Annotated in this window: 19 protein-coding genes; 12 read left to right on the top strand and 7 right to left on the bottom strand. The window is 68.8% G+C overall.

Annotated features, from left to right (window positions below; all coding sequences use genetic code 11):
- Window positions 1-76 precede the first annotated feature (76 nt).
- Together AB0O44_RS08670 and AB0O44_RS08665 are read left to right on the top strand one after the other, a co-directional pair.
- On the top strand, window positions 77-1,018 hold the full coding sequence (locus AB0O44_RS08670; protein WP_364136540.1) for an SRPBCC family protein: 942 nt from the start codon (window positions 77-79) through the stop codon (window positions 1,016-1,018).
- A gap of 213 nt (window positions 1,019-1,231) precedes the next feature.
- Window positions 1,232-1,459: a DUF2188 domain-containing protein gene (locus AB0O44_RS08665; protein WP_364136538.1), complete on the top strand. Its 228-nt coding sequence runs from the start codon at window positions 1,232-1,234 to the stop codon at window positions 1,457-1,459.
- A 106-nt stretch (window positions 1,460-1,565) separates the two neighbouring features.
- Here the strand turns inward: AB0O44_RS08665 and AB0O44_RS08660 are convergent, their stop codons facing one another.
- The 3 genes from AB0O44_RS08660 to AB0O44_RS08650 form a co-directional block, all read right to left on the bottom strand.
- Window positions 1,566-1,826 carry a rhodanese-like domain-containing protein gene (locus tag AB0O44_RS08660; RefSeq protein WP_364136695.1) on the bottom strand — a complete coding sequence of 87 codons (261 nt, stop codon included), beginning with the start codon at window positions 1,824-1,826 and terminating at the stop codon, window positions 1,566-1,568.
- 512 nt (window positions 1,827-2,338) lie between these two features.
- Entirely contained in the window at window positions 2,339-3,298 is a 960-nt protein-coding gene (locus AB0O44_RS08655) for a carbohydrate ABC transporter permease (protein WP_364136536.1), read from the bottom strand.
- Window positions 3,298-4,266 (bottom strand): sugar ABC transporter permease, encoded by a 969-nt coding sequence (locus AB0O44_RS08650; RefSeq protein ID WP_364136534.1) that lies wholly within the window; start codon window positions 4,264-4,266, stop codon window positions 3,298-3,300. Before AB0O44_RS08650 ends, AB0O44_RS08655 begins: the two co-directional genes overlap by 1 nt.
- A 218-nt stretch (window positions 4,267-4,484) precedes the next feature.
- Here AB0O44_RS08650 and AB0O44_RS08645 point away from each other — a divergent pair, with 218 nt between their 5' ends.
- On the top strand, window positions 4,485-5,834 hold the full coding sequence (locus tag AB0O44_RS08645; protein ID WP_364136532.1) for a sugar ABC transporter substrate-binding protein: 1,350 nt from the start codon (window positions 4,485-4,487) through the stop codon (window positions 5,832-5,834).
- 154 nt (window positions 5,835-5,988) lie between these two features.
- Window positions 5,989-6,414 carry a low affinity iron permease family protein gene (locus tag AB0O44_RS08640; protein ID WP_290256671.1) on the top strand — a complete coding sequence of 142 codons (426 nt, stop codon included), beginning with the start codon at window positions 5,989-5,991 and terminating at the stop codon, window positions 6,412-6,414.
- Between the two features lie 17 nt (window positions 6,415-6,431).
- On the opposite strand, the gene AB0O44_RS08635 is transcribed toward AB0O44_RS08640, so the two are convergent.
- Window positions 6,432-7,091, bottom strand: coding sequence for a PAS and ANTAR domain-containing protein (locus AB0O44_RS08635; RefSeq protein ID WP_364136530.1), 660 nt, complete (start codon window positions 7,089-7,091; stop codon window positions 6,432-6,434).
- Between the two features lie 885 nt (window positions 7,092-7,976).
- On the opposite strand from AB0O44_RS08635, the gene AB0O44_RS08630 reads away from it, so the two are divergent.
- Window positions 7,977-8,732 carry a GAF and ANTAR domain-containing protein gene (locus AB0O44_RS08630; protein ID WP_364136528.1) on the top strand — a complete coding sequence of 252 codons (756 nt, stop codon included), beginning with the start codon at window positions 7,977-7,979 and terminating at the stop codon, window positions 8,730-8,732.
- Window positions 8,733-8,749: 17 nt separating this feature from the next.
- Here the strand turns inward: AB0O44_RS08630 and AB0O44_RS08625 are convergent, their stop codons facing one another.
- Window positions 8,750-9,094, bottom strand: a complete 345-nt coding sequence (locus tag AB0O44_RS08625) for a hypothetical protein (protein ID WP_364136526.1) — start codon at window positions 9,092-9,094, stop codon at window positions 8,750-8,752.
- Between the two features lie 272 nt (window positions 9,095-9,366).
- Here AB0O44_RS08625 and AB0O44_RS08620 point away from each other — a divergent pair, with 272 nt between their 5' ends.
- From AB0O44_RS08620 to AB0O44_RS08595, 6 genes are all read left to right on the top strand, one after another.
- Window positions 9,367-9,687, top strand: a complete 321-nt coding sequence (locus AB0O44_RS08620) for a DUF1905 domain-containing protein (RefSeq protein WP_364136693.1) — start codon at window positions 9,367-9,369, stop codon at window positions 9,685-9,687.
- A 91-nt stretch (window positions 9,688-9,778) separates the two neighbouring features.
- Complete coding sequence (locus AB0O44_RS08615; RefSeq protein ID WP_364136524.1) at window positions 9,779-10,399, top strand: hypothetical protein; 621 nt, start codon at window positions 9,779-9,781, stop codon at window positions 10,397-10,399.
- A gap of 130 nt (window positions 10,400-10,529) precedes the next feature.
- Window positions 10,530-11,300, top strand: coding sequence for a YcnI family protein (locus AB0O44_RS08610; protein WP_364136522.1), 771 nt, complete (start codon window positions 10,530-10,532; stop codon window positions 11,298-11,300).
- A gap of 118 nt (window positions 11,301-11,418) precedes the next feature.
- Window positions 11,419-12,072, top strand: a complete 654-nt coding sequence (locus tag AB0O44_RS08605; RefSeq protein ID WP_364136520.1) for a DUF4232 domain-containing protein — start codon at window positions 11,419-11,421, stop codon at window positions 12,070-12,072.
- A gap of 54 nt (window positions 12,073-12,126) precedes the next feature.
- The gene (locus tag AB0O44_RS08600) at window positions 12,127-17,241 is read left to right on the top strand and encodes a DEAD/DEAH box helicase (RefSeq protein WP_364136518.1); all 5,115 of its coding nucleotides are present in this window, start codon (window positions 12,127-12,129) and stop codon (window positions 17,239-17,241) included.
- Window positions 17,234-18,073 (top strand): DNA-formamidopyrimidine glycosylase family protein, encoded by an 840-nt coding sequence (locus AB0O44_RS08595; protein WP_364136514.1) that lies wholly within the window; start codon window positions 17,234-17,236, stop codon window positions 18,071-18,073. The genes AB0O44_RS08600 and AB0O44_RS08595 overlap by 8 nt, the downstream gene beginning before the upstream one ends.
- 25 nt (window positions 18,074-18,098) lie before the next feature.
- Here the strand turns inward: AB0O44_RS08595 and AB0O44_RS08590 are convergent, their stop codons facing one another.
- On the bottom strand, window positions 18,099-18,764 hold the full coding sequence (locus AB0O44_RS08590; protein WP_364136512.1) for a hypothetical protein: 666 nt from the start codon (window positions 18,762-18,764) through the stop codon (window positions 18,099-18,101).
- A gap of 60 nt (window positions 18,765-18,824) precedes the next feature.
- On the opposite strand from AB0O44_RS08590, the gene AB0O44_RS08585 reads away from it, so the two are divergent.
- Window positions 18,825-20,375 (top strand): PLP-dependent aminotransferase family protein, encoded by a 1,551-nt coding sequence (locus tag AB0O44_RS08585; protein ID WP_364136510.1) that lies wholly within the window; start codon window positions 18,825-18,827, stop codon window positions 20,373-20,375.
- 128 nt (window positions 20,376-20,503) lie between these two features.
- Here AB0O44_RS08585 and AB0O44_RS08580 read toward each other — a convergent pair whose 3' ends face one another.
- Window positions 20,504-21,196 (bottom strand): SRPBCC domain-containing protein, encoded by a 693-nt coding sequence (locus AB0O44_RS08580; RefSeq protein WP_364136508.1) that lies wholly within the window; start codon window positions 21,194-21,196, stop codon window positions 20,504-20,506.
- Window positions 21,197-21,200: the final 4 nt, after the last annotated feature.

Genomic DNA, 21,200 nt, shown 5'->3' with positions numbered 1-21,200 from the left:
CGGAATCCTCGATAAAGTAAGCATACTGATGATCAGTTGATCACTGGTTTGTTCCTACAGAGTCGAAGGAGACACCGTGAGCACGAAAGTCGAGAAACGCATCCTGGTGAACGTTCCCGTGAGCGTGGCCTACAACCAATGGACTCAGTTCGAGGAATTTCCGCACTTCATGTCCGGGGTGAAGAGCGTGCAGCAGCTCAGCGACGACCGCCTGGAATGGACGGCGGAGATTGCCGGGGTGCGCCGCCAGTGGCAGGCAAGAATCCTAGAGCAGATCCCTGATCAAAAAGTAGCGTGGGCTGCCACGGAGGGAGCGACCAACGCCGGCGCGGTGACCTTTGAAGACCTGGGCGGCGGTCAGACGTCCGTGGAGCTCTCCCTCGAATACGAACCAGAGGGCATGGTTGAAACGGTGGGCGACAAGCTCAACGTCGTCGCCAGGCAGGCCGAAAACGACCTGGACCGGTTCAAGGCCTTCATCGAGGACGAGGGTTACGCCACGGGCGCTTGGCGCGGTACCGTCCAAGGCCACGGCTCCTCCGGCACCCCGGGGATCGAAGACGCCGCCGCCTCCCGGGGCGACAGCGGCACGGCGGGGGTATCCGGAAAGGTAATAGCCGGCGTCGGGCTGGCCGCAGCTGCGGCAGGGGTGGCCGCGGCCGTGGGACGCGGAGACTCCCCACACCACGACAATCCCGGCGCCGGCCCTGCGACTACGGCGGATGCCGGGACGGCACGGGCAACCGACGCCGTTCCACCCACGGGCACCACCGGGAGCGTCTTCCCCGCAGGCACCGACACGAATCCTGCCGGAAGCGGCAGCGCCTCAGCCATGGAGCGGCCTGCGGAACGGTCTGTCGCCAAGCCCTTCGACCAGACCAACGGACTGATCGACGACGACGGCGACTCGGACGGCACGGCCGCCGCCGACACCGCCAGCCAGGCCGAACGTGACGAGCGACGCAATGGCGTCGAGGGGACTCTACCCCCGGCCGCCGGCAGCCTGGGCCAGCACTGAAAGCGACCGCCATTCGCCCGACCCTCCGCCGCGCCGGAAAGGCGCTGAGGCTTGAACCATAAGCCTACTTTCTATTAGGTTGGTGTCAGCTTCTCCGCCCGCCCCCCCATGCGGCGGAGGATGCCTTGGAAATGCCCCGTGGTCCCCCAGTGCCGCGGGGCTTTTCGCTACCCAACGTCAGGCAGCTGAACCGAACGGCAGAAGGAGCGTGTAATGCCTCAGGGAGATATTGAGACGTACTACGAAGACGGACAGTGGAAGAACAAGCGCGATGGTGCCCAGCGGGCTTTCGGCGCCGGCTACAGCTCCAAACAGGACGCGGTCGTTGCAGGACGGGAGGCCGCCCGGGGCGACAAGGTCGAGCACATCATCAAGAACCAGGACGGTGTGATCTCCGAAAAGAACAGCTACGGCAACGATCCACGAAACGTCCCGGGCTAAGGCATGCACGAGGTGAGGGAAGTCTGGTGAGCGAAGTGGCGCTCCGGCCGGAGCCAACCGCGCCGAACGTAGTGCGCTGGCGAGCCTCGGAAAACAGCGCAGCGGGCTAGCCGGCTTCCTGTCGCCACGCAGCCCAGGCCTGGAAACCTCCAATAAGGTCGGTCGCCCGTAAAAGGCCCAGTCGCTGCAGGGTGTCTGCTGCCAGGCTGGAGCTGTAGCCCTCATTGCAAACGACCACAATCCGCCGATCGTAATCGCGTGCCATCGGGAGCCGGTGGGCGCTGGAAGGATCGAGCCGCCACTCAAGGACATTTCGGTCGATGACGACCGCACCCGGAAGGGCGCCGTCCCTCTCCCGCTGGTCCACCGGCCGCGTGTCGACGACGAGGGCACCTGCCGCGACTTCCCCGTCGAGCTCTGACGCAGACACGCGCTTCAGGTTGGCGCGACTCGCGAGCAGCAGCTCGTCTATCGTCAGGGCACACACCCCCACGGTTTCTCCGCCCTGAGATACTAGCCTTCCCCGCGGCCCTCGTCAGGCGCTATGGGCCGGACGTCGTCGTCCCCGCCATCGGGCCCTTCTGATGGCTCTTCGGCGTGGCGCCGGCTTCCCTGGTCCGGCCCACCTGCGGGTGTCCCCGCGCCGTCTCGGTCCACACCCTCGGCCGGGTCTTCGCTGTGGAGGCGGCCGCCGGACTCCGGAGTTTCACTCACGATGCGTCCTTTCCTAAGGCTTCTAAGGCTTCCCGGTTTGGTTGCTGGGACGGCGCGAGACGGTGAGGTGACCGGGCGCCGGCCCGATCGCTCCATCGTGTTCCCCCGTTATGTGGAGGTCAATATGTAGGCGGTTGGTCCCCCGGACTTTTACGGCCGGTCCGGTTACCCCTTCCTGCCTTCTGTGGCGACGCCCTCGATGAAGTGACGCTGCCCGAAAGCGAAGAGGATGAGCATGGGGAGCGTGATCAGGAGTGTTGCGACCATGACGTACTGATAGTCGCCCTGGCCGCCGTTGGTGGGGCTGTATTTGGTCATGGCGTAGGCGATTCCCAGCGGTGCCGTAAATCCCTCGACGGACCCGGCGTTGAGGTATATGAGCGCCGACTGCAGGTTGTTCCAGCTTGCCTGGAACTCGAAGATGAAGATCACCACGAGCGACGGTACGGATAGCGGCAGGGCTATCCTGCGGAACAAGCCGAAGTAGCTGGCTCCGTCGATTCGCGCGGCCTCGAAGAGCTCCCGTGGCAGTCCCAGGAAGAATTGCCTCTGCAGGAAGATATAGAACGCCGAGCCAAAGAGATTCATCCCGAAGAGCGGTATCCAAGTGCCCAGCACGCCCAGGTTTTTCCAGATGAGGTACTGCGGCACCATGGTCACGGCGCCCGGCAACATCATCGTCGCCAGCACAAGACCGAAGAGGATGTTCCGGCCCGGGAAACGGAAGTAGGCAAACCCGAAGGCGACCAGGGAACTGGAGAGCGTCACTAGGGTGGCGGCCAGCACCGCAATGAGGAAGCTGTTGGTCACCCAGTTCACCAGCGGGAGCTGATCCCAGACTTCGACGTAGTTCTGCGGGGAAAACGTCGCGGGGATCAGTGCGTTGTCGAAAACCTCCCCGCGGGGCTTGAGGCTGGCGGCAATGAGCCACACGAGGGGATACAGGAACACGGCACTGATCACCGTCAGGACGACGCCAAGCACCACCTTGCCGGCCGTGGTGCGGGGACGCCGGACACGACGGCGCGGGGCCGGGGCAGGCGTGGCAGTGGCGGAACGGCCAGCTTCCGCCAGCAGCGGGCCGGCCTCCGGCGTCGCGCCGGTTTCGGTATTGGTGGTGGCCATCAGCGTTTCTCCCCCTCGTAGTAGACGAACCGGTTTCCCAACCGGACCTGGATCAGGCTGATCAACAGGATCAGCACGAACAGCACCCAGGCCATGGCAGAGGCGAACCCGAAATTGAATTCCCGGAAGGCCTGCTGGAACAGGTAGATGCCGTAGAACAGCGAGGCCTCCGGCGACGCGCTGGTTTGGTCCCGCCAGAAGAGCAGGTACGCCTGATCGAAAACCTGCAGTGCGGCGATCGTCAGGACGATCACGTTGAAGAAGATGGCCCCCGAGATCATCGGGACGGTGATGGAGAAGAATTTCCGCACCGGCCCGGCACCGTCCAGGGCCGCGACCTCGTAGAGTTCCCGCGGCACGTTCTTGAGTGCGGCCAGGAAGATCACCATGGTGCCGCTGACCCCCCACAGCGTCATCAGCACGATCGAGGGTTTGACCCACGCCGGGTCGATCAACCATTGCGGTCCCGAGATGCCGAAGAACGCCAACGCCTGGTTGATGGCCCCCGTGTTGCCGTTGAGCAGCAGCAGAAAAACCGCCGCGGTCGCCACCGACGGCGTCATCTTGGGCAGGTAGTAGATGGTCCGAAAAATCCCGGCGCCTCGGCCCACGCGGTTCAGGAGCAGGGCCAGCCCCAGGGCGACACAGATCTCCAGGGGAACGGCCATGACCGCGTAGAAGAGCGTGTTGGCCAGTGAGGAGGCGACCTTCGGATCCTGAAACAGGAGCTGGTAGTTGGTCACGCCAGCGGGCTTGGCCACGTTAGTCGCCAGGTTGTAGCGGCTGAAGGAGATGACCAGGCTGTAGACCATCGCACCGAGCATGAAAACGAGGAAGCCCACGATCCACGGGGAGATGAACAGATAGCCAGCCAGGGCCTCCCTGCGGTTGTACTTCACCCGGTGTGCCCGGGCCTTCCGGGGATTGCCCCCGGGGCGCCGGATTCGCGCGGCTGATTCGGCTGTCATGTGGCATCACCCTTTCTCCCGTGGTTCCACGGCGGTCTCTGCCCCGCCGCGCACCGGCATCGGGGCCGGTCCCTTGCGTCACACCGCGGCGTGGGCTAGCTTTCGAAATAGGAAGCTTGCTTACAGTGTTGCACCCGAATCGCTTTTAGCCGAGGGTCTCGCGGCAGCGACCACCACCATCGACGATTGGGGAGGATGCAAAGATGCATTTTCGAAAGATGACGAACACCGCAGTGCTGGCCCTGGCGGTGACCGCTTTGACTGCCTGCGGCGGCGGGGGCACCAGTGCCCCGGCGGCGAGCGCGGACTTTTCCAAGGACGCCTCGGGGACGATCACGGCATGGGCCTTCGATAACGCCGACGACGTCGGCAAGGCACGCATGGGCTACGCATCGTCCCAGCTCTCGAACGTGAAGATCACGATGGATCAGACGCCGTTCGATGCGCAGAAATTCACGACCCGCGCGGCCAGCGGTGAGGTACCCGACGTCGTCCAGATGGACCGCGCGTTCGTCGCGACCTACGCCGCCCAGGGGCTGATCAAGCCACTGGACGGCTGCTTCAAGGCCCACGGCATGGACCCGGCAAAGCAGTTCTACCCTGCCGTCACCCAACAGGTGACCTATCAGGACAAGGTCTGGGCAGTGCCGCAGTTCTATCAGCCGGCAGCCATCATCCTGAACCAGAAGGTTCTCCAGGGCGCCGGCGTGGCGGCCGCGGACATTGACACCTCAGACAAGACGAAGCTGCTGGACGCCGTCGGAAAAGCGTCGAAGGCCGACGGCGGTAACCCCTCAACGCTCGGATTCGACCCGGTGGCCGCCGGGCAGGCCGAACTGTGGATCCTCGGCCAGGGCGGACGGTTGGTGGACGACAAGGGAGCCCCCGTCCTGGACGACCCGGCCAACGCAGCCGCGATCAGTTTCCTGAAGCAGATCTATGACGCGCAGGGCGGCTATGCCAAGGCCAAGAGCTTCTCCGATTCCTTCGACACGTTCGGTAAGCAGAACCAGTTCGTCAAAAACCAGGTGGGGTCCCAGGTTGACGCCCAGTGGTACGTCAACGTCCTGGCCCCCTACTCGCAATCCCTGGACTTGTCCGCCGTTCCTTTCAAGGACAAAGACGGCAAGCCGTTCACCGTGGCAGGGGGGACGTCCTTTGTCATTCCCGCAAACGCCAAGAATCCCAACGCTGCCTGCGCGTGGATGACCTCCCTGGTCACCGACGACGCATGGAAGGCCGCCGGGGAGGCTCGGGCACAGAAGATCGCATCGACGCCGGGCGGCATCAACACCGGGCTGTTCACCGGTTCCCCGTCGGCCGACAAGCTGATCAGGGACACCTTCGTCAAGCCAAGTGGCAACGCCGGCTTCGACGAAACGATCAAGACGTACTACGACGTCCTCCCGGCCGGTAAGACGCTGGGCGCCTCCCCTGCGGGTCAGACCATCAAAACGGAACTGAACAACGCCATCGCCTCGGCCCTGCTGGGGACCAAGGACCCGGGAAAGGCGCTCGCTGACGCCCAGGCCGCTGCCAAGCGCGCCTACGACCAGTCAGGTTCCTAAGCCGCTGTCATTCCGCGCTGCGGGTCACCCGGACTGCGGCGCGGAATGGCTGTGGGGGTCTATCCGCCGGCGTTGGTGCCACACTGAAAGTAACCGGAAAACCGGCCGTCCAACTCCTGCCGGGCCGGCACTCCGCAAGGGAAAGCGTGACGGAATGGTTCAGCAGGCGGGGCGGGAACGCCCGGATATCTTTACCCGGTTTACAACCCGGACGGCGGCGGTCCTCGGCCATGCCTGGGTTTTCGTCGGTGCGGTGGTCGTTCTGATCATCTGGGCCTTCACCGGTCCGCTCCTCGGTTTCTCCGACACCTGGCAGCTGGTGATCAATACAGGCACCACGATTGTCACGTTCCTCATGGTCTTCATCATCCAGAACACCCAGAACCGTGACACGGCCGCCCTGCACGTGAAGCTTGACGCCCTGATGCTCGAGCTCCAGGTCGGCAATGCCAAGCTCTACGACGCCGAGCATGAGGGCGAGAAGGAGATCGAGGCCCAGCGGAAGCGGATCGCTGGCGCCGCCGGACAGGCGGCCCGGGACGAACGGTCGGGTCCCCCTGCGGCCGCGGGCCTGGCCTAGGGTCATTCCGGCCGCTCCTATTGCAGGAGGGACCCTTTCGCGGGGTCTGGGGAGCCGCGGAGGAGCGCGTCCAGAAAGCACTCGAAGGGCATCCTGTCCCCGTCGCGGTCGGCCAGCCCCACCAGCGTCGCTGCGACCTCCGCCAGCTTGACGTTGGCGTGGTTGCTGTAGGCGCGCAGCACGGTGAACGCCTCGGACGATGTCATGGAAGCGCGGCCCATGAGGATGCCCTGGGCCTTGGTGATGACGCACCGGGTCCCGAGCGCCCCCTGGATGGCGTCGCGCGCCGCCGTCGCCGTTTCGTCGTGGACGGTCGTCGTGAGGTCCAGCATGACGCCCGCGATGGTCCGCAGCCCACCTGCCCCGTCGGGGAAGGCCTCTCCCGCGGTGAGAACCTTGTGTTCCCGGCCGCCGGCGTCGATGACCCGGTGATAAATGGCCACATGTCCTCCACGCCGCACGAGGTCCTCGTTGACTTCCAAAATGCGGGGCAGATCCTCGGGATGCTTGTGGGCAAGCGTGAGCGCACGGGTCGGAACAATTTCCCCGCGCGCGTAGCCGTGGATGGCGTACATCTCATCCGACCACTCCATGTCGTGGGTCTTACCGTCGGTGAGGAATGAGCCCGCGATCAGATCGTCGGGACCCGGCCGGCTCGCGAATAGCGGGCGTGTCAACCAATCCATGAGAACCCCCTTCGCGGGTTGACGGTAGCGGCTCCTTCCCGCTCCGGCAAGGATCGAAAGGCTTGATGTAGGCGCAGGGACCTTCTTCCGAAAAAGTGAGCTAAGTTACTTCCGCGTTCATAGCGGAGCACCGTACCCTGCTTGTGGGTCAAGACGCGGCCCTTCGTGTTCCATAGAGAGATCTATTTCTATGACCACCGGAAAAATCGGCGTCACGGTTTCGGTTGACCTTGACGCCTCGTCGGTCATGATTCGCCCCGTAGGCGTACTCACTCGGCATAACGTTCGGGCACTTCAAGCGGTATGCAACAGGGCACAGAGGGCCCTCCCACAATGCGATCTGTTCCTGGACGACAGCTTCCTCGCCTATGCATGGGACGAAGCCCCGGCCGTGCTGAAAGACATCGGGATTAGGACCTCGACGATGAGCGGACCGCGGCACGCCTCTCGGACGGCAGGCCGGCGAACACAGGCGCAGGCGGCGTGAGCGGCCACCCCGGGCCGCCGGCACGGATGTTTTTTCGGCATCCAAGCTGGTCCGATGTGCCTTCCTCCGATCTCAGGGCACTACGCCGCGCGGCACTGAACGGCGGTGGCAGCGAAGCACCCGCCCTGTGGCTGGACCTTCTCGACCATATCGACGAGGAACTGGCCCGGCGCGCTCCCCGACCGAACGGACGGGGCCCCTAGCCGCGATCCTGCGCCATCGGCGCGACCTCCGGATAGGGCCGCTTCATTGGGGGGCGGCCCTATCCCGGAGATGTTCGAGCCCGCTCGATGGAGATCCGCCGGACGGACCGCTTGGAACGCCGGCCTGGAAGCGACTCCCTGCCGGCTGCCCCTAGCGCCGGCGGGGTATCGGCGCAACGATGAGATATGACCTCCGTTCGAGATTCCGAGCCGGGCACCGGCAGCACCGAGCCCAAAGCGCTTGATCTTCAGGACCTGCTGCTGGAAACCCAGGACGTCGCCGATTTCCTGGACGAACTCGCCTGTTATGCCGCGGCCACCCTTTCCTCGCGGAAAAGCGAAGTCTTCTGTGGCATCACTCTGCTCCGCCACGGGGAGGCGGGGACCGTGGCCAGCAGCGGTGAGAAGGCGCTGATGCTGGATGAGCTTCAATATCAGCTGGACGAGGGCCCCTGCCTGATGGCCAGCAGGAGGCAGCTGGTGGTTCACATACCGGACCTCGCCAGTGACACCACGTTCCCCGACTACAACTACATTGCGATGGCCCACGGCGTCCGCTCCGTTCTCGCCGTACCTTTTCATCTCCCCGAGAACTCCGCCCGTGCCGGCCTTAACCTTTACTCCGAAACCGCCCACGCTCTGGACGGCGGAGCCGTGGAGCGGGCCCAGACTTTCGTCGCCCAGGCCGCCAAGGGCCTCAGGCTCGCACTTCTCCTCAGCGAACATAGCCGGACTGCCGAAAATCTAAAGCTGGCCATGACGTCCCGGACGGTCATCGATACGGCGGTGGGCATCGTTATCGCTCAAAACCGCTGCACGCAGGACGAGGCCTTCGCCATGATCAAAGCAGCTTCGAACCACCGAAACATCAAGCTTCGGGACGTCGCCGCCTCCATTGTTGAGTCTGCCGGGGGAGGTAAGGTCACGACCCATTTCGCCTGAGCCCCGCCGCGCCGTCCTCAGCGCAGCTGCAGCTCCAGCAGTTCGATCGACGTGAGCCCGGTCTCCAACATCAGCGCCTTCGCCTCGACGCCGGCCTCTGTGGCGCTCCGGACAGCGGCAGCCAAGGAAGCCTCCGCGGCGTCGATCTCCCACTGCAGGCTCTCCAACCGGGCCCCCGCTGCGCGAACCGCGGCCAAAGGGTCGGATGAGGAATCTGCCGGCCGGCGGAATCCACAGGTGCAAACCCACTCGCCCTCGCCGGTGTGGAACTGCGCCCACGGCAGCGCCGTCGTCGGGCTGGGCGTGGACGTCATCTTGGTACCGCAGTGCACGGGCGTCCCGTCCGCATCGAAGGGAGCCACCGCAGGCTGACTCGAGGGGACGGCCGGACGGACCGGTTCGTCGAAGCTCCGCAACGACTCCGCGTGCGTTCCGCGCGCGGGTCCCGCCATTCTCCGGTTGGCTACTGCCGTCATTCGAATCACCCCTTTAGTAAGCCTGCTTGCAATTTTCACTAGTCTATCTAGCTTTATTTGAATGTCCAGCGGTGATCCGGCGGCTCGGCATACGCGGAGAGCGGGAAGGAACCCATTGCCAGCTCCCGCCCTTGCCACTACGGTGCTGAGCCGTGGACATGACCTTCCGGGCGGAGCTTTTCGAGTGGCGCGGGCCGGCGCCCTTCTACTGGCTCGCCCTGCCGCCGGACGCGTCCGACGAGATCCATGCCGAGGCCGCTGAGGCAAGCTACGGCTGGGGTGCCATCCCCGTGGCTGTCAGCATCGGCGGGACCGAGTGGGAGACCTCGCTCCTGCCCCGCAACGGCGGCTACGTGCTGCCCGTGCGGAAGCACGTCCGGCTCGGCGAACGGCTCGAAGTAGGCGACGACGTCGAGGTGTCCCTGTCCGTGGCTCCGCGCAACGGCCGGGCGGCGAACGGCACCGGCCCCACCATGTGACCGACTTTGCCGCCGCTGCACGGCAGCAAGTTCGACGAACGGTAGAATTGGCCCCGTCCGCAGCCCGCCAGATGCCGCCAGGGAGGTCACCGTGCGCCACACCCGTGCCCGGGCGCCCTTCCACGCGCTCCGCGCGGCCCTGATGTCCATCACCATGGTGGGTCTCGCTGCCGCGGCACACGTGATCGCCGGCGGGGACCTCCCCATCCCGGGGATCTTCGGCGCCGTCCTTGCCCTAACCGGCCTCGCGGCCACCGCCGCCACCCGGCTCAAGCTGAACGCCGCCGCCATGACCGGGCTGCTGGGAACCGGTCAGGTGGTGCTGCACGAGGCGTTTTCCGCGCTCAGCGGCCCCGCCGCAGCGGCCTACGGCGGCGCTCCCGTTCGCTCGCACCACCAGGTCCCGACGCTCCTCCCGCACCCCGCGGGCACGCTCGAGCACCACGACCTGGACTCCGGCCTGGCGCTCTGGATGATCGCTGGCCACGCCTTGGCCACCCTCATCTGCGCCCTGCTGCTGGCCCGCGGTGAGGCCGCGCTCTGGGCGCTGGCCGCCTGGTTGCGTCCGCTGATCCGGCTGCCCGAAGCCCTACCCGCACCCCGCGCCGCCGTCCCCGTCCAGCCCTTCCGGGACGAGCCCGCGCTGCCGCTGCCGTGGCGCAACCTCCGGCGGGACTGCCGCCGCGGGCCGCCGCTCGCCGTCGTCGTCTAACCCACCCTTCTTCGGCCGCGGCCAAATTTGCCGGCCTGCCCCGGGCCATCCGGGCCCCAACCCCGCACCCGTGCCGCGCCACCCACGTCCGCGCGCCCTCATGCGCGCACGCCCGAAAGGCACCCACACGATGATGACCCGCACCCTTTCCACCCCCTCCGCCCTGCGCCGCACGTTCACCGCCACCGCCGTGGCCGGCGGCACCGCCGCGCTGCTGCTGACCGGGGTAAGCGCCGCCTCCGCCCACGTCGAGGCCACGCCAAACAACACCGCAGCCAACTCCTACTCGCTGCTCACGTTCGCCATCCCGCACGGCTGCGACCAGGCCGGCACCACCAAAATGACCATCACGCTGCCCCAGGAACTCAACGACGCCCAGCCCACGGTCAACCCCAACTGGACCGCCTCCAAGGTCACGGAGGAACTCCCCCAGCCCAAGAAACTGGCGGACGGCACCTCCATCACCAAGCGGACCAGCCAGATCGTCTACACGGCCAAGGCGCCGCTGAGCCACGAGCTCCGCGACACCCTGGTGCTCTCTGTAAAGCTGCCGGACATGGCCGGGAAGACCCTGTACTTCCCCACCCTGCAGAGCTGCGAGACGGGCCAGACCGATTGGTCGCAGATCCCGCAGGCCGGCCAGGACGAGGACTCCGTCAAGACCCCCGCCCCATCCGTGACCATCACCGCGGCGAAGTCCGGTGACGGGCACGCGGGCCACGGCGCGGCCGCGTCCGGGAACGGCATGGCACAGACGGCGGAAACGACGTCGGCGGATACTCACAGCAACGACGACGGCGGCGCGCAGGCCCGCAGCTGGGCCGGCCTCGCCGCCGGGATCGGCGGCCTGGTGCTGGGCGGGGTGGCGCTACTGCGCGGCCGGCGTCCCGCCGCCAAGTAGCACCCGTCCCGTGATCTGACCCCCGGTTGATGCCCGGAAATCACAATCCGGGCATCAATCGGGTTTCCGCGTCGTGGCACCGTTGACGAGGGGAACCACACCGCATAACAGTGGTCCCATGAGGCCTCAGCAGATGAATCGCAAAGCAGCAATCACTTCCGTAACGGCGGCCGCTGCGGCGGTCCTGCTGCTCAGCGGCTGCGGACAGGCCCAGACCCAGAGCGCCAGCGCACCGCCGTCGTCCGCTCAGTCCACGACGGCGGCACCGGCCACCTCCTCGGCAGCGCCCAGCGCATCGGCGTCGTCCGCGCCTGCCTCCTCGTCCCCGGCCGCCTCGGGTGCCGCCGCGGGCCCCGGCCTCTGCAAGGCCGCCAACCTCAAGGGCACCCTCGACTCCACCGGCGGCGGGGCCGCCGGCAGCGTCTACAGCAAGCTCATCCTCACCAACACCGGCGCCGAACCGTGCGTCCTCAAGGGCTACGCCGGCGTCTCGCTCACCGCCGGCGCCGACGGCGACCCCATCGGCGCCGCGGCCACCCGCGACGACTCCACCCCGGCCGCCGACGTGCTCCTCGCCCCGGGCCAGGCCGGCAGCGCCACCCTCCGGTACACCCAGGCCGGCAACTACCCCGACTGCACCCGCACCCCCGCCGCCGGTTTCCGCGTCTACCCGCCCGAGGACACGGCCTCCCTGTTCCTCGCCGCGCCCAAGGATGCCTGCAGCAACGCCGGCATCAACCTGCTGACCATCGGCGCCTTCACCGCGATGTAACCGCGGCTTAGGGGCCCGCCCAATACTGTCGGTGCCGTAAGGCATGATGGAGGAATGAAGGGGCAGGAGCTCGCGACCACACTCGCGGCCGACGCAATGGACCGGTTCAGCCGGCCGACCCGGGAGTGGTTCCTCGGGGCCTTTTCCGCGCCCACCCCGGCGCAGAACGGCGCCTGGACCGCCATTTCCTCCGGCTCGCACGCCCTGGTGGTGGCCCCCACCGGGTCGGGCAAGACCCTGGCCGCCTTCCTCTGGGCGCTGGACCGGCTGCTCGTTGCCGCACCGGCCGGCGCTACCGATGCAGAGCCTGCCGACGCCGTCGAACCCGCGAAGAAGGGCCGCCGCAAGACGCCCAAACGCAAGACCCGCGTCCTCTACATCTCCCCGCTCAAGGCCCTGGGTGTCGACGTCGAACGGAACCTCCGCGCACCGCTGATCGGCATCACCCAGACGGCCAAGCGGCTCGGCCTGCCCGCGCCGCTGACCACCGTTGGCGTCCGCTCCGGCGACACCCCCGCGGCCGACCGGCGGGCGCTGCTCAGCACCCCGCCGGACATCCTGATCACCACCCCGGAATCGCTCTTCCTCATGCTGACGTCCAAGGCGCGCGAAACCCTGGACGAGGTGGACACCATCATCGTGGATGAGGTGCACGCCGTCGCCGGAACCAAGCGCGGCGCACACCTGGCCGTCTCGCTGGAGCGGCTGGACGCCCTGCTGCCCAAGCCGGCGCAGCGGATCGGCCTCTCCGCCACCGTGGAGCCGAAGGAGCTGGTGGCCCAGTTCCTCGCCGGGTCCGCGCCGGTGGAGATCGTGGCGCCGCCGTCGAAGAAGACCTGGGACCTGACCGTCTCCGTCCCGGTGGAGGACATGTCGGACCTGCAGGGCGCGGCCGGGGCGTTCGACTCCGGTCCGGCGTCCGGGCTGCAGCCGCACGCCTCGATCTGGCCCCACGTGGAGGAAAAGATCGTGGACCTGGTACTGGCCAACCAGTCCACCATCGTCTTCGCCAACTCCCGCCGGCTCGCCGAACGCCTCACCGCCCGGCTGAACGAGATCTACGCGGAGCGGCAACTGATGGCCGAGGGTGGCGGCTGGGACGACGGCGGAGCTGGCTCCGATTCTTCGGGCGCCGCTGGCGGTGGCGCGGGTGGAGGCGCCGCTGCGGGCGGCCGGGGCACCCAGGCGCCGTCCGGACCTGGCGGCACCCCGGCGCAGATGATGGCCCAGGCCGGCAGCACCGCCGGGGCGGATCCGGTTCTGGCCCGGGCGCACCACGGGTCCGTGTCCAAGGACCAGCGGGCCATGATCGAGGACGACCTGAAGTCCGGCCGGCTGCGCTGCGTGGTGGCCACCTCCTCGCTGGAGCTGGGCATCGACATGGGCGCCGTGGACCTGGTGGTCCAGGTGGAATCACCGCCGTCGGTGGCCAGCGGCCTGCAGCGCGTGGGCCGCGCCGGGCACCAGGTGGGCGAGATCTCCCAGGGCGTCCTCTTCCCCAAGCACCGAGCTGACCTGGTGCACACCGCCATCACGGTCGAACGCATGCTGGACGGCAAGATCGAACGACTGTACGTGCCGGCCAACCCGCTGGACATCCTCGCCCAGCAGACCGTCGCGGCGACTGCCCTGGGCGCGATTGACGTGGAGGAATGGTTCGCCACGGTACGCCGGTCCGCGCCGTTCGCGTCCCTCCCCCGCTCCGCGTACGAGGCGACCCTGGACCTGCTCGCCGGGCGCTACCCCTCGGACGAGTTCGCCGAACTCCGGCCCAGGATCGTCTGGGACCGCAACAACGGCACCATCGAGGGCCGGCCCGGGGCTCAGCGGCTGGCCGTCACCTCCGGCGGCACCATCCCGGACCGCGGCATGTTCGGCGTCTACATCATCGGCACCGAGGTCGAAGGCACCGGCTCCTCCGGCGGTTCCGGCGAGGGCGCATCCGGTGCCAAGTCCACGGCCAAGGGCGGCCGCCGGGTGGGTGAGCTGGATGAGGAGATGGTCTACGAATCCCGGGTCGGCGACGTCTTCGCCCTCGGCGCCACCAGCTGGAAGATCGAGGACATCACCCACGACCGGGTCCTGGTCTCCCCCGCGTTCGGCCAGCCCGGAAAACTGCCGTTTTGGCGCGGCGACTCCCTTGGCCGGCCGGTGGACCTGGGCCGCGCCCTGGGCGCGTTCATCCGGGAGCTCTCCGCGTCCGACGTCGGCCCCGCCACTGAACGCTGCAAGGCCAGCGGCCTGGACGACTTCGCCGCGAACAACCTGATCCAGTACCTGGCCGAGCAGAAGGCCGCCACCGAGGTGGTCCCCAGCGACACCACGCTGGTGGTGGAACGCTTCCACGACGAACTCGGCGACTGGCGGGTGGTGCTGCACAGCCCGTTCGGTATGCCGGTACACGCGCCGTGGGCCCTCGCCGTCGGGCAGCGGCTGCACCAGCGCTACGGCATGGACGGCTCCGCGATGGCCGCCGACGACGGCATCGTGCTGCGCGTGCCGATGATGGACGACGAGCCGCCCGGCGCGGACCTGTTCCTCTTCGACCCGGAGGAACTGGAACAGATCGTCACCGCGGAGGTGGGCGGGAGCGCCCTGTTCGCCTCCCGGTTCCGCGAGTGCGCGGCCCGCGCCCTGCTGTTGCCGCGGCAGACGCCCGGAAAGAGGCAGCCGCTCTGGCAGCAGCGGCAGCGCTCGGCCCAGCTCCTGGACGTGGCCCGCAAGTACGCGACCTTCCCGATTGTGCTGGAAACGGTCCGCGAATGCCTGCAGGATGTCTACGACCTGCCCGCCCTCAAGGACATCGCCACCGCGATCGAGCGGCGCGAGCTCCGGATCCTGCAAACCACCACGCAGCAGCCCTCGCCGTTCGCGAAGTCCCTGCTCTTCGGCTACGTCGCCCAGTTCCTCTACGAGGGCGATTCGCCGCTGGCCGAGCGCCGCGCGGCCGCCCTGGCCCTCGATTCGACACTGCTCAACGAGCTGCTGGGCCGGGTGGAGCTGCGCGAACTCCTCGACGCCAAGGTTATCGACGAAACTGAACGCGAACTGCAGCGCCTCGCTCCCGGTCGGCGGATGCGCGGCGTTGAGGGCGTGGCCGACCTGCTCCGGCTGCTGGGCCCGCTCACTCCGCAGGAGGTGGCCGCCCGGCTGGAGACTGCCGAGGCAGGCCAAGCCTCTACCGACGTTTCCGCGGCCGCGGCAGCTCCCGCGGACGGCGGCGGGGCCGGGTCCGGGGTGAGCGGGACTCCGGACGACGGCGGGGCCGAGGCCGGGGAGGCGGCGGCATCCGCGGAGGCCGCCAGTGCCACCACCGCCGAGGCTACGACGCACCTCGCCGCGCTGCAGCGGGCTAACCGCGCCATCAAGGTCAATATCGGCGGCACGGAGAAGTTCGCCGCCGTCGAAGACGCCGCCCGGCTCCGCGACGCCCTCGGGGTGCCGCTGCCCATGGGCGTGCCGCTGGCCTTCATCGAACCCGTCGCGGACCCGCTGGGTGACCTGGTCTCCCGCTACGCCCGCACCCACGGTCCCTTCACCGCAGCGGAGGCCGCCGCCCGGCTGGGGCTCGGCGTCGCCGTCGTCGGCACCGCGCTGAAACGGCTGGGAGCCGACGGCCGCGTGGTCGAGGGCGAATTCCGGCCGCACGTCACCGCCCCCGACGCCCCGCCCGCTGCCTCCTCCGACGACGCCGGCCAGACGGCGGAGACAGTGTCCCTGGCGGGAACCAGTGAATGGTGCGACGCCGAGGTGCTGCGGAAACTCCGCCGGCGGTCGCTCGCCGCGCTGCGCGCCGAGGTGGAACCCGTGGACCCGTCCGCCTACGGCCGGTTCCTCCCCGCCTGGCAGAACGTCCGCGTCCCCGGCAGCCGCGGCCAGTCGGCGCTGCGCGGCCTGGACGGCATCATCACCGCCATCGACCAACTCTCCGGTGTGCCGATTCCCGCCTCAGCCTGGGAGCCTCTGGTCCTGGCCAGCCGGGTCTCGAACTACCAGCCCGCCATGCTGGACGAGCTCATGGCCGCCGGCGAGGTGCTCTGGTCCGGCGCCGGGTCGCTGCCCGGCAACGACGGCTGGGTCAGCCTGCACCTGGCCGACTCCGCCGAGCTGACCCTCAACCCGGCACCCGATTTCGAACCCGGGGACGCCCAGCAGCGGCTGCTGGACCATCTGCGGACCAACGGCGGCGGCTACTTCTTCCGGCAGCTGACCGAGATCGCCGGCGGGATGGACAGCGTCCTCAGCGACAAGGACGTGGTCTCCGCCCTCTGGGACCTGGCCTGGGCGGGCAGGATCACCGGCGACACCTTCGCCCCGGTCCGGGCCCTGATCGCCGGCGGCCATACCGCGCACCGGCAGGTCAGCCGTGCGCCCCGGGCCCGCGCCCCGCGGCTCAACCGGCTGGGCCGCTCGCACGGCTCCGGTCTGCTCGGCTCCCCGGGCCTGACGGGCGGCAGGTACGGGTCCGCCTCGGCGGCGACCCCGACGCCGCCGCTGGCCGCCGGCCGCTGGTCGGCGCTGCCGGAACCCGAACTGGACGCCACGATCCATGCCCGGGCCACCGCAGAGCTCCTGCTGGACCGCTACGGCGTGGTCACCCGCGGCTCGGTCATGGCCGAGAACATCCTGGGCGGCTTCGGCCTGATGTACAAGGTGCTGGCCCGGCTCGAGGAAGCGGGCCGCTGCCGCCGCGGCTACTTCATCGAACAGCTCGGCGCCGCCCAGTTCGCCGTCCCGGCCACCGTAGACCGGCTGCGTTCCTACGTCGAGGACGCCGAGGTGCACAAGGCCGAGCCGGTGGCCCTGGCCCTCGCCGCGACGGACCCGGCCAACCCCTACGGCGCCGCCCTGGCGTGGCCGGCGCAGGACCTCGAAGCCGGCACCGGGCACCGGCCCGGACGGAAGGCCGGCGCGCTGGTAGTCCTGGTCGACGGCGCCCTGGTGCTCTACGTCGAACGCGGCGGCAAGACGCTGCTGGCCTTCAGCGCCGACCCCGCGGTGCTGGCCGCCGCCGGCGCTGCCCTGGTGGGAGTGGTGAAGCGCGGCGCCGTCGACAAACTCATCATGGAAAAGGTCAACGGCCACGGCATCCTGGACACCCCGGTGGCGGCCGCCCTGGCGCAGGCCGGCGCCTATTCCACCCCGAAGGGACTGAGAATCCGTGCCTGAGGGAGACTCCGTTTTCCGTGCCGCCGCGCAGCTGCACGCCGCCCTGGCCGGCAAGGAACTGCTGGCCACCGACTTCCGTGTGCCCCGCTTCGCCACCCTCAAGCTCGGCGGCTGGACCGTGGAGGAGGTGGTCCCGCGCGGCAAGCACCTGTTGATGCGGGTGGCCGGGCCGCGCCCCCAGGACCGGCTGACCATCCATTCGCATCTGAAGATGGAGGGCACCTGGCAGGTCTACCCGCCGGGCGGACGCTGGCGGAAACCCGGATTCACCGCCCGCTGCGTGCTCCGCACCGCCACCGCCGATGCGGTCGGATTCTCCCTCGGCGTTCTGGAGGTGGTGCCCACCGCGGAGGAAGCCAGCGTCGTCGGGCACCTCGGCCCGGACCTGCTCGGCCCCGACTGGGACCTGGCGGAGGCCGAGAAACGGCTTCTCGCGGCCCCCGACGTGCCGATCGGCGTCGCCCTCCTGGACCAGCGCAACCTGGCGGGGATCGGCAACATCTACCGGTGCGAGGCGTGCTTCCTGTCCAAGGTGCACCCCGCCGCCCCGGTCTCCGCAGTCCCGGACCTGGCGGCCATGATCATGGACGCGAAGCTCATGCTGGGCGCCAACCTCGGCCCCGGCCGGCGGGTCACCATCCTGAACGCCCGCGGCGTGCCCGTGGGCCGCAGCGAAGGCCGGCCACCCTACTGGGTCTACGGCCGCGAACGGCAGCCCTGCCTGAAATGCCGGACCCCGATCCGCCGGGGCGTACTGGCCAAGGCCACCGGGACCGAGGAGCGGGACATCTACTTCTGCCCGACCTGCCAGCCGCCACCCGAGGGCACCTGAACCGGGCGGACAGAGCTTAGGCCGGTTAGGACGCCGGCGCGGTGGTGCCGGCGACGGCTTCCTCCGGGTCGGTCCGGGCGAGGTCCGCTGCGCCCTCGGCCGTGCCCTTCTGAGGGTCGGCGATGGTGAAGCGGGGCAGCATCAGCTGCACCAGCGGGCCGATGGCCAGCGCGTAGAGCACCGTTCCCAGACCCACCGAACCGCCCAGCAGCCAGCCCGCGCCGAGGACCACCACCTCGATGCCGGTACGGGTCCTGCGGACGGGCCAGCCGGTGCGCCTTGCGAGCCCGGTCATCAGGCCGTCCCGCGCGCCCGGGCCCAGCCCGGCCCCAATGTACAAGGCCGAGGCCAGCCCGTTCAGCAGCACGGCCGCGACCAGGAGAGCCGCCTGGCCACCCAGGTGCGAGAACTTCGGGATGACGGCCAGGCCGATGTCGGCGAAGACACCCACCAGCACGGCGTTTCCCAGCGTGCCGATCCCGGGCCACTGCCGCAAGGGAATCCAGATCAGGAGCACCAGGAAACTGACGATAATGACCGTCGTTCCCAGGCCCAGCCCCGTCTTCCCGGCCAGGCCCTGATGGAGCACGTCCCACGGCGCAGTACCCAGGCTGGCGCGGATCACCATGGCGAGGGAGATGCCATAGAGAACGAGGCCAATCAGGAGCTGGGCGAGTCTGCGCGTCATCATGCACCCATCCTGTCTCAGAACTGGCATTGAATTCCATATCCAGTTTGAAATACTGGCCCTATGACAGGATCGCTGACGCCCGCATCCCTCGGCCGGCTTCTCGGAAGCTGGAACCCCGGGGCCTCCCCCGCCTACCGCGAGCTGGCCGACGTCGTCCGTTTGCTCATCCTCGACGGGCGCATCGGCCTGGACGTCGCACTGCCCAGCGAGCGGTCCCTGGCCGGGAACCTCGGCATCAGCCGCACCACCGTGACCGCCGCGTATGCGCTGCTCCGCGAGCAGGGCTACCTCAGCGGGGGCCAGGGCAGCCGCAGCCGGAGCCGGATTCCCGCCCGGGGCGCGCACCCGGTGGAGACCGGCCGGAGGCTCAGCGGCGCGCCCGGACTCGCCGCGCCGGAGGGTGTCCTGGACCTCGCATACGCCTCGCTTCCGGCCAGCGGCGAGGTGGTGCACCGCGCCTTCGCCGCCGCGCTCACCGAACTGCCGGCCCTGCTGCCCGGCTTCGGCTACGACGCGCTAGGCGTGACGCCGCTGCGCGAGGCTATCGCGGACCGCTACACAGCGGCCGGGGTGCCGACGACGGCGGACCAGGTACTGGTGACGTCGGGCGCGCAGCATGCGCTGACCATTGTGCTGCGCACCCTCGCCGGCCGGTCCGGGAAGGTGCTGGTGGAGCACCCCAGTTACCCGAATGCCCTCGATGCCATCCGCGCCGCCGGGTGCCGGGCGGTTCCGGTGGCGATGCCCCTCGCCGTCGGTGACGCGGCCGGGTCTGGAAAATCGGGCGGCCAGGGCAATTCCCGGGGTGCCAGCGGACCTGATGCCACACCGGGCAACGCAGGCTGGGACCTGGAGGCGATGGAGGCGGCGTTACTCCAGCAGCGCCCCGCGATGGCGTACGTCGTTCCCGATTTCCACAACCCGACCGGCCGCCTGATGCCGGATGCGCAACGGCGCCGGCTCGCCGCGGCCGCCGCAGCCGCCGGGACGGTGCTGGTGGCCGACGAGACGCTCCGGGAACTGAACCTCGACGGCCTGCCCTCAACCCCAATGGCGGCGTTCGGCCCCTCCGTGGTGACTATCGGCTCGCTCAGCAAGTCGCACTGGGCGGGCCTCCGGGTGGGCTGGATCCGCGCCTCGGAGCCGCTGATCCAGCGGTTCGCCGCGGCCCGGACCACGCTGGACCTGGGCGGCCCGGTGGTGGAGCAGCTCGCCGCCGCGCACCTGGTCCGCAACCTGAACGAGCCGCTCCCCGCGCGCCTGGCCTCGTTGCGCACCAACCGGGACATCCTGCTGGACCTCATCGCCCGGCACCTCCCCGGCTGGCGGGCGGAACGGCCCGACGGTGGACTGTCCGTCTGGTGCCGGTTGCCGGCCCCGGTCAGCACGGGCCTCGCCGTCGTGGCGCCCGACGTCGGCCTCCGCCTGGCCGCCGGGCCGCGCTTCGGCGTCGGCGGGGCCTTCGACCAGTTCCTCCGCCTGCCCTTCACCCTGCCGCCGGAGCAGCTGGAGACCGCGGTCCTCTCCCTGCGCGAAGCCCAGGACCGGCTGGACCGGTCCCCGCAGCTGCGCCGGCCGCTGGCCCCCGGGCCCTCCGCCGCCATCGCCTGACGCGCGCGTTCCGACGTCCGCGCCCGTTTCGAGGTCCGCCCCGCCCGTTTCGACGGTTCCCTGCGGATTCGACGCTCAGCAACGTCTATCCGGCGGGGAACCTTCGATGTGGCGGCCCGTGGTGATTCCTAGGCGTAGACCTTCGCGAAGAAGCTGCCCCAGACCCGGGCCGTTTCCTCGGAATTGCCGTGGCCGCTGAAGTCGTGCACGGTCATGCCGACCGGTGCGCCGAAGGCGTTGCGGCCGAAGAACCGGTACATCGCGTCCGCGGTGCGCAGCCCGAGGAAGTTCTCGTTCACAAAGTCCACCTCGCCCGCGAGGCGCCCCACGCCGTCAAGCTCACGCTCCACCGGTTCGCCCGCGGTTGAGCCGGCGACACCGAGCGCTTCCTTGAGCCGGTCGAAGCCGTCCGGGGCCTGCGAGGTTGCCGGCGCCTGGATGTCCGTGAAGACGACGGGCCTGCCGTCGAAGTGCTTCAGGTACTGGCCGAGGGTGTGGAGGTAGAACGCCGTGTGCTTGCTCGCTCCGTCGTACTGCTGGTCCCAGTTGTCCGCGAAGATCCCGCTGTGGACGTAGTGCAGCCGGGCGCGGCCGCCCTCGAGCGGCTCCAGCACGTGCTCCAGCTGGTTGAACCAGCCGTCCGGGCCCTCCATGCGGGACACCAAATGCGAGGGATACTCCTCCACCGTCTTCACGGCCGGCCACTGGTCCGTGGGGAACATCCAGGCGGGCGTGCCGGCGGTGACGGCCTCCCAGACGCGTTCGGGCGTGCCCGGCAGGTCGGTGTCGTAGACGATCTCGAATTCGCGGTTGTCGGTCATGGTC

This window comes from Arthrobacter sp. NPDC080082, from assembly GCF_040686595.1.
GTDB lineage: Bacteria > Actinomycetota > Actinomycetes > Actinomycetales > Micrococcaceae > Arthrobacter.
Note: the sequence above shows the minus strand (reverse complement) of the source record. Positions and strands in the feature narration are given on the sequence as shown.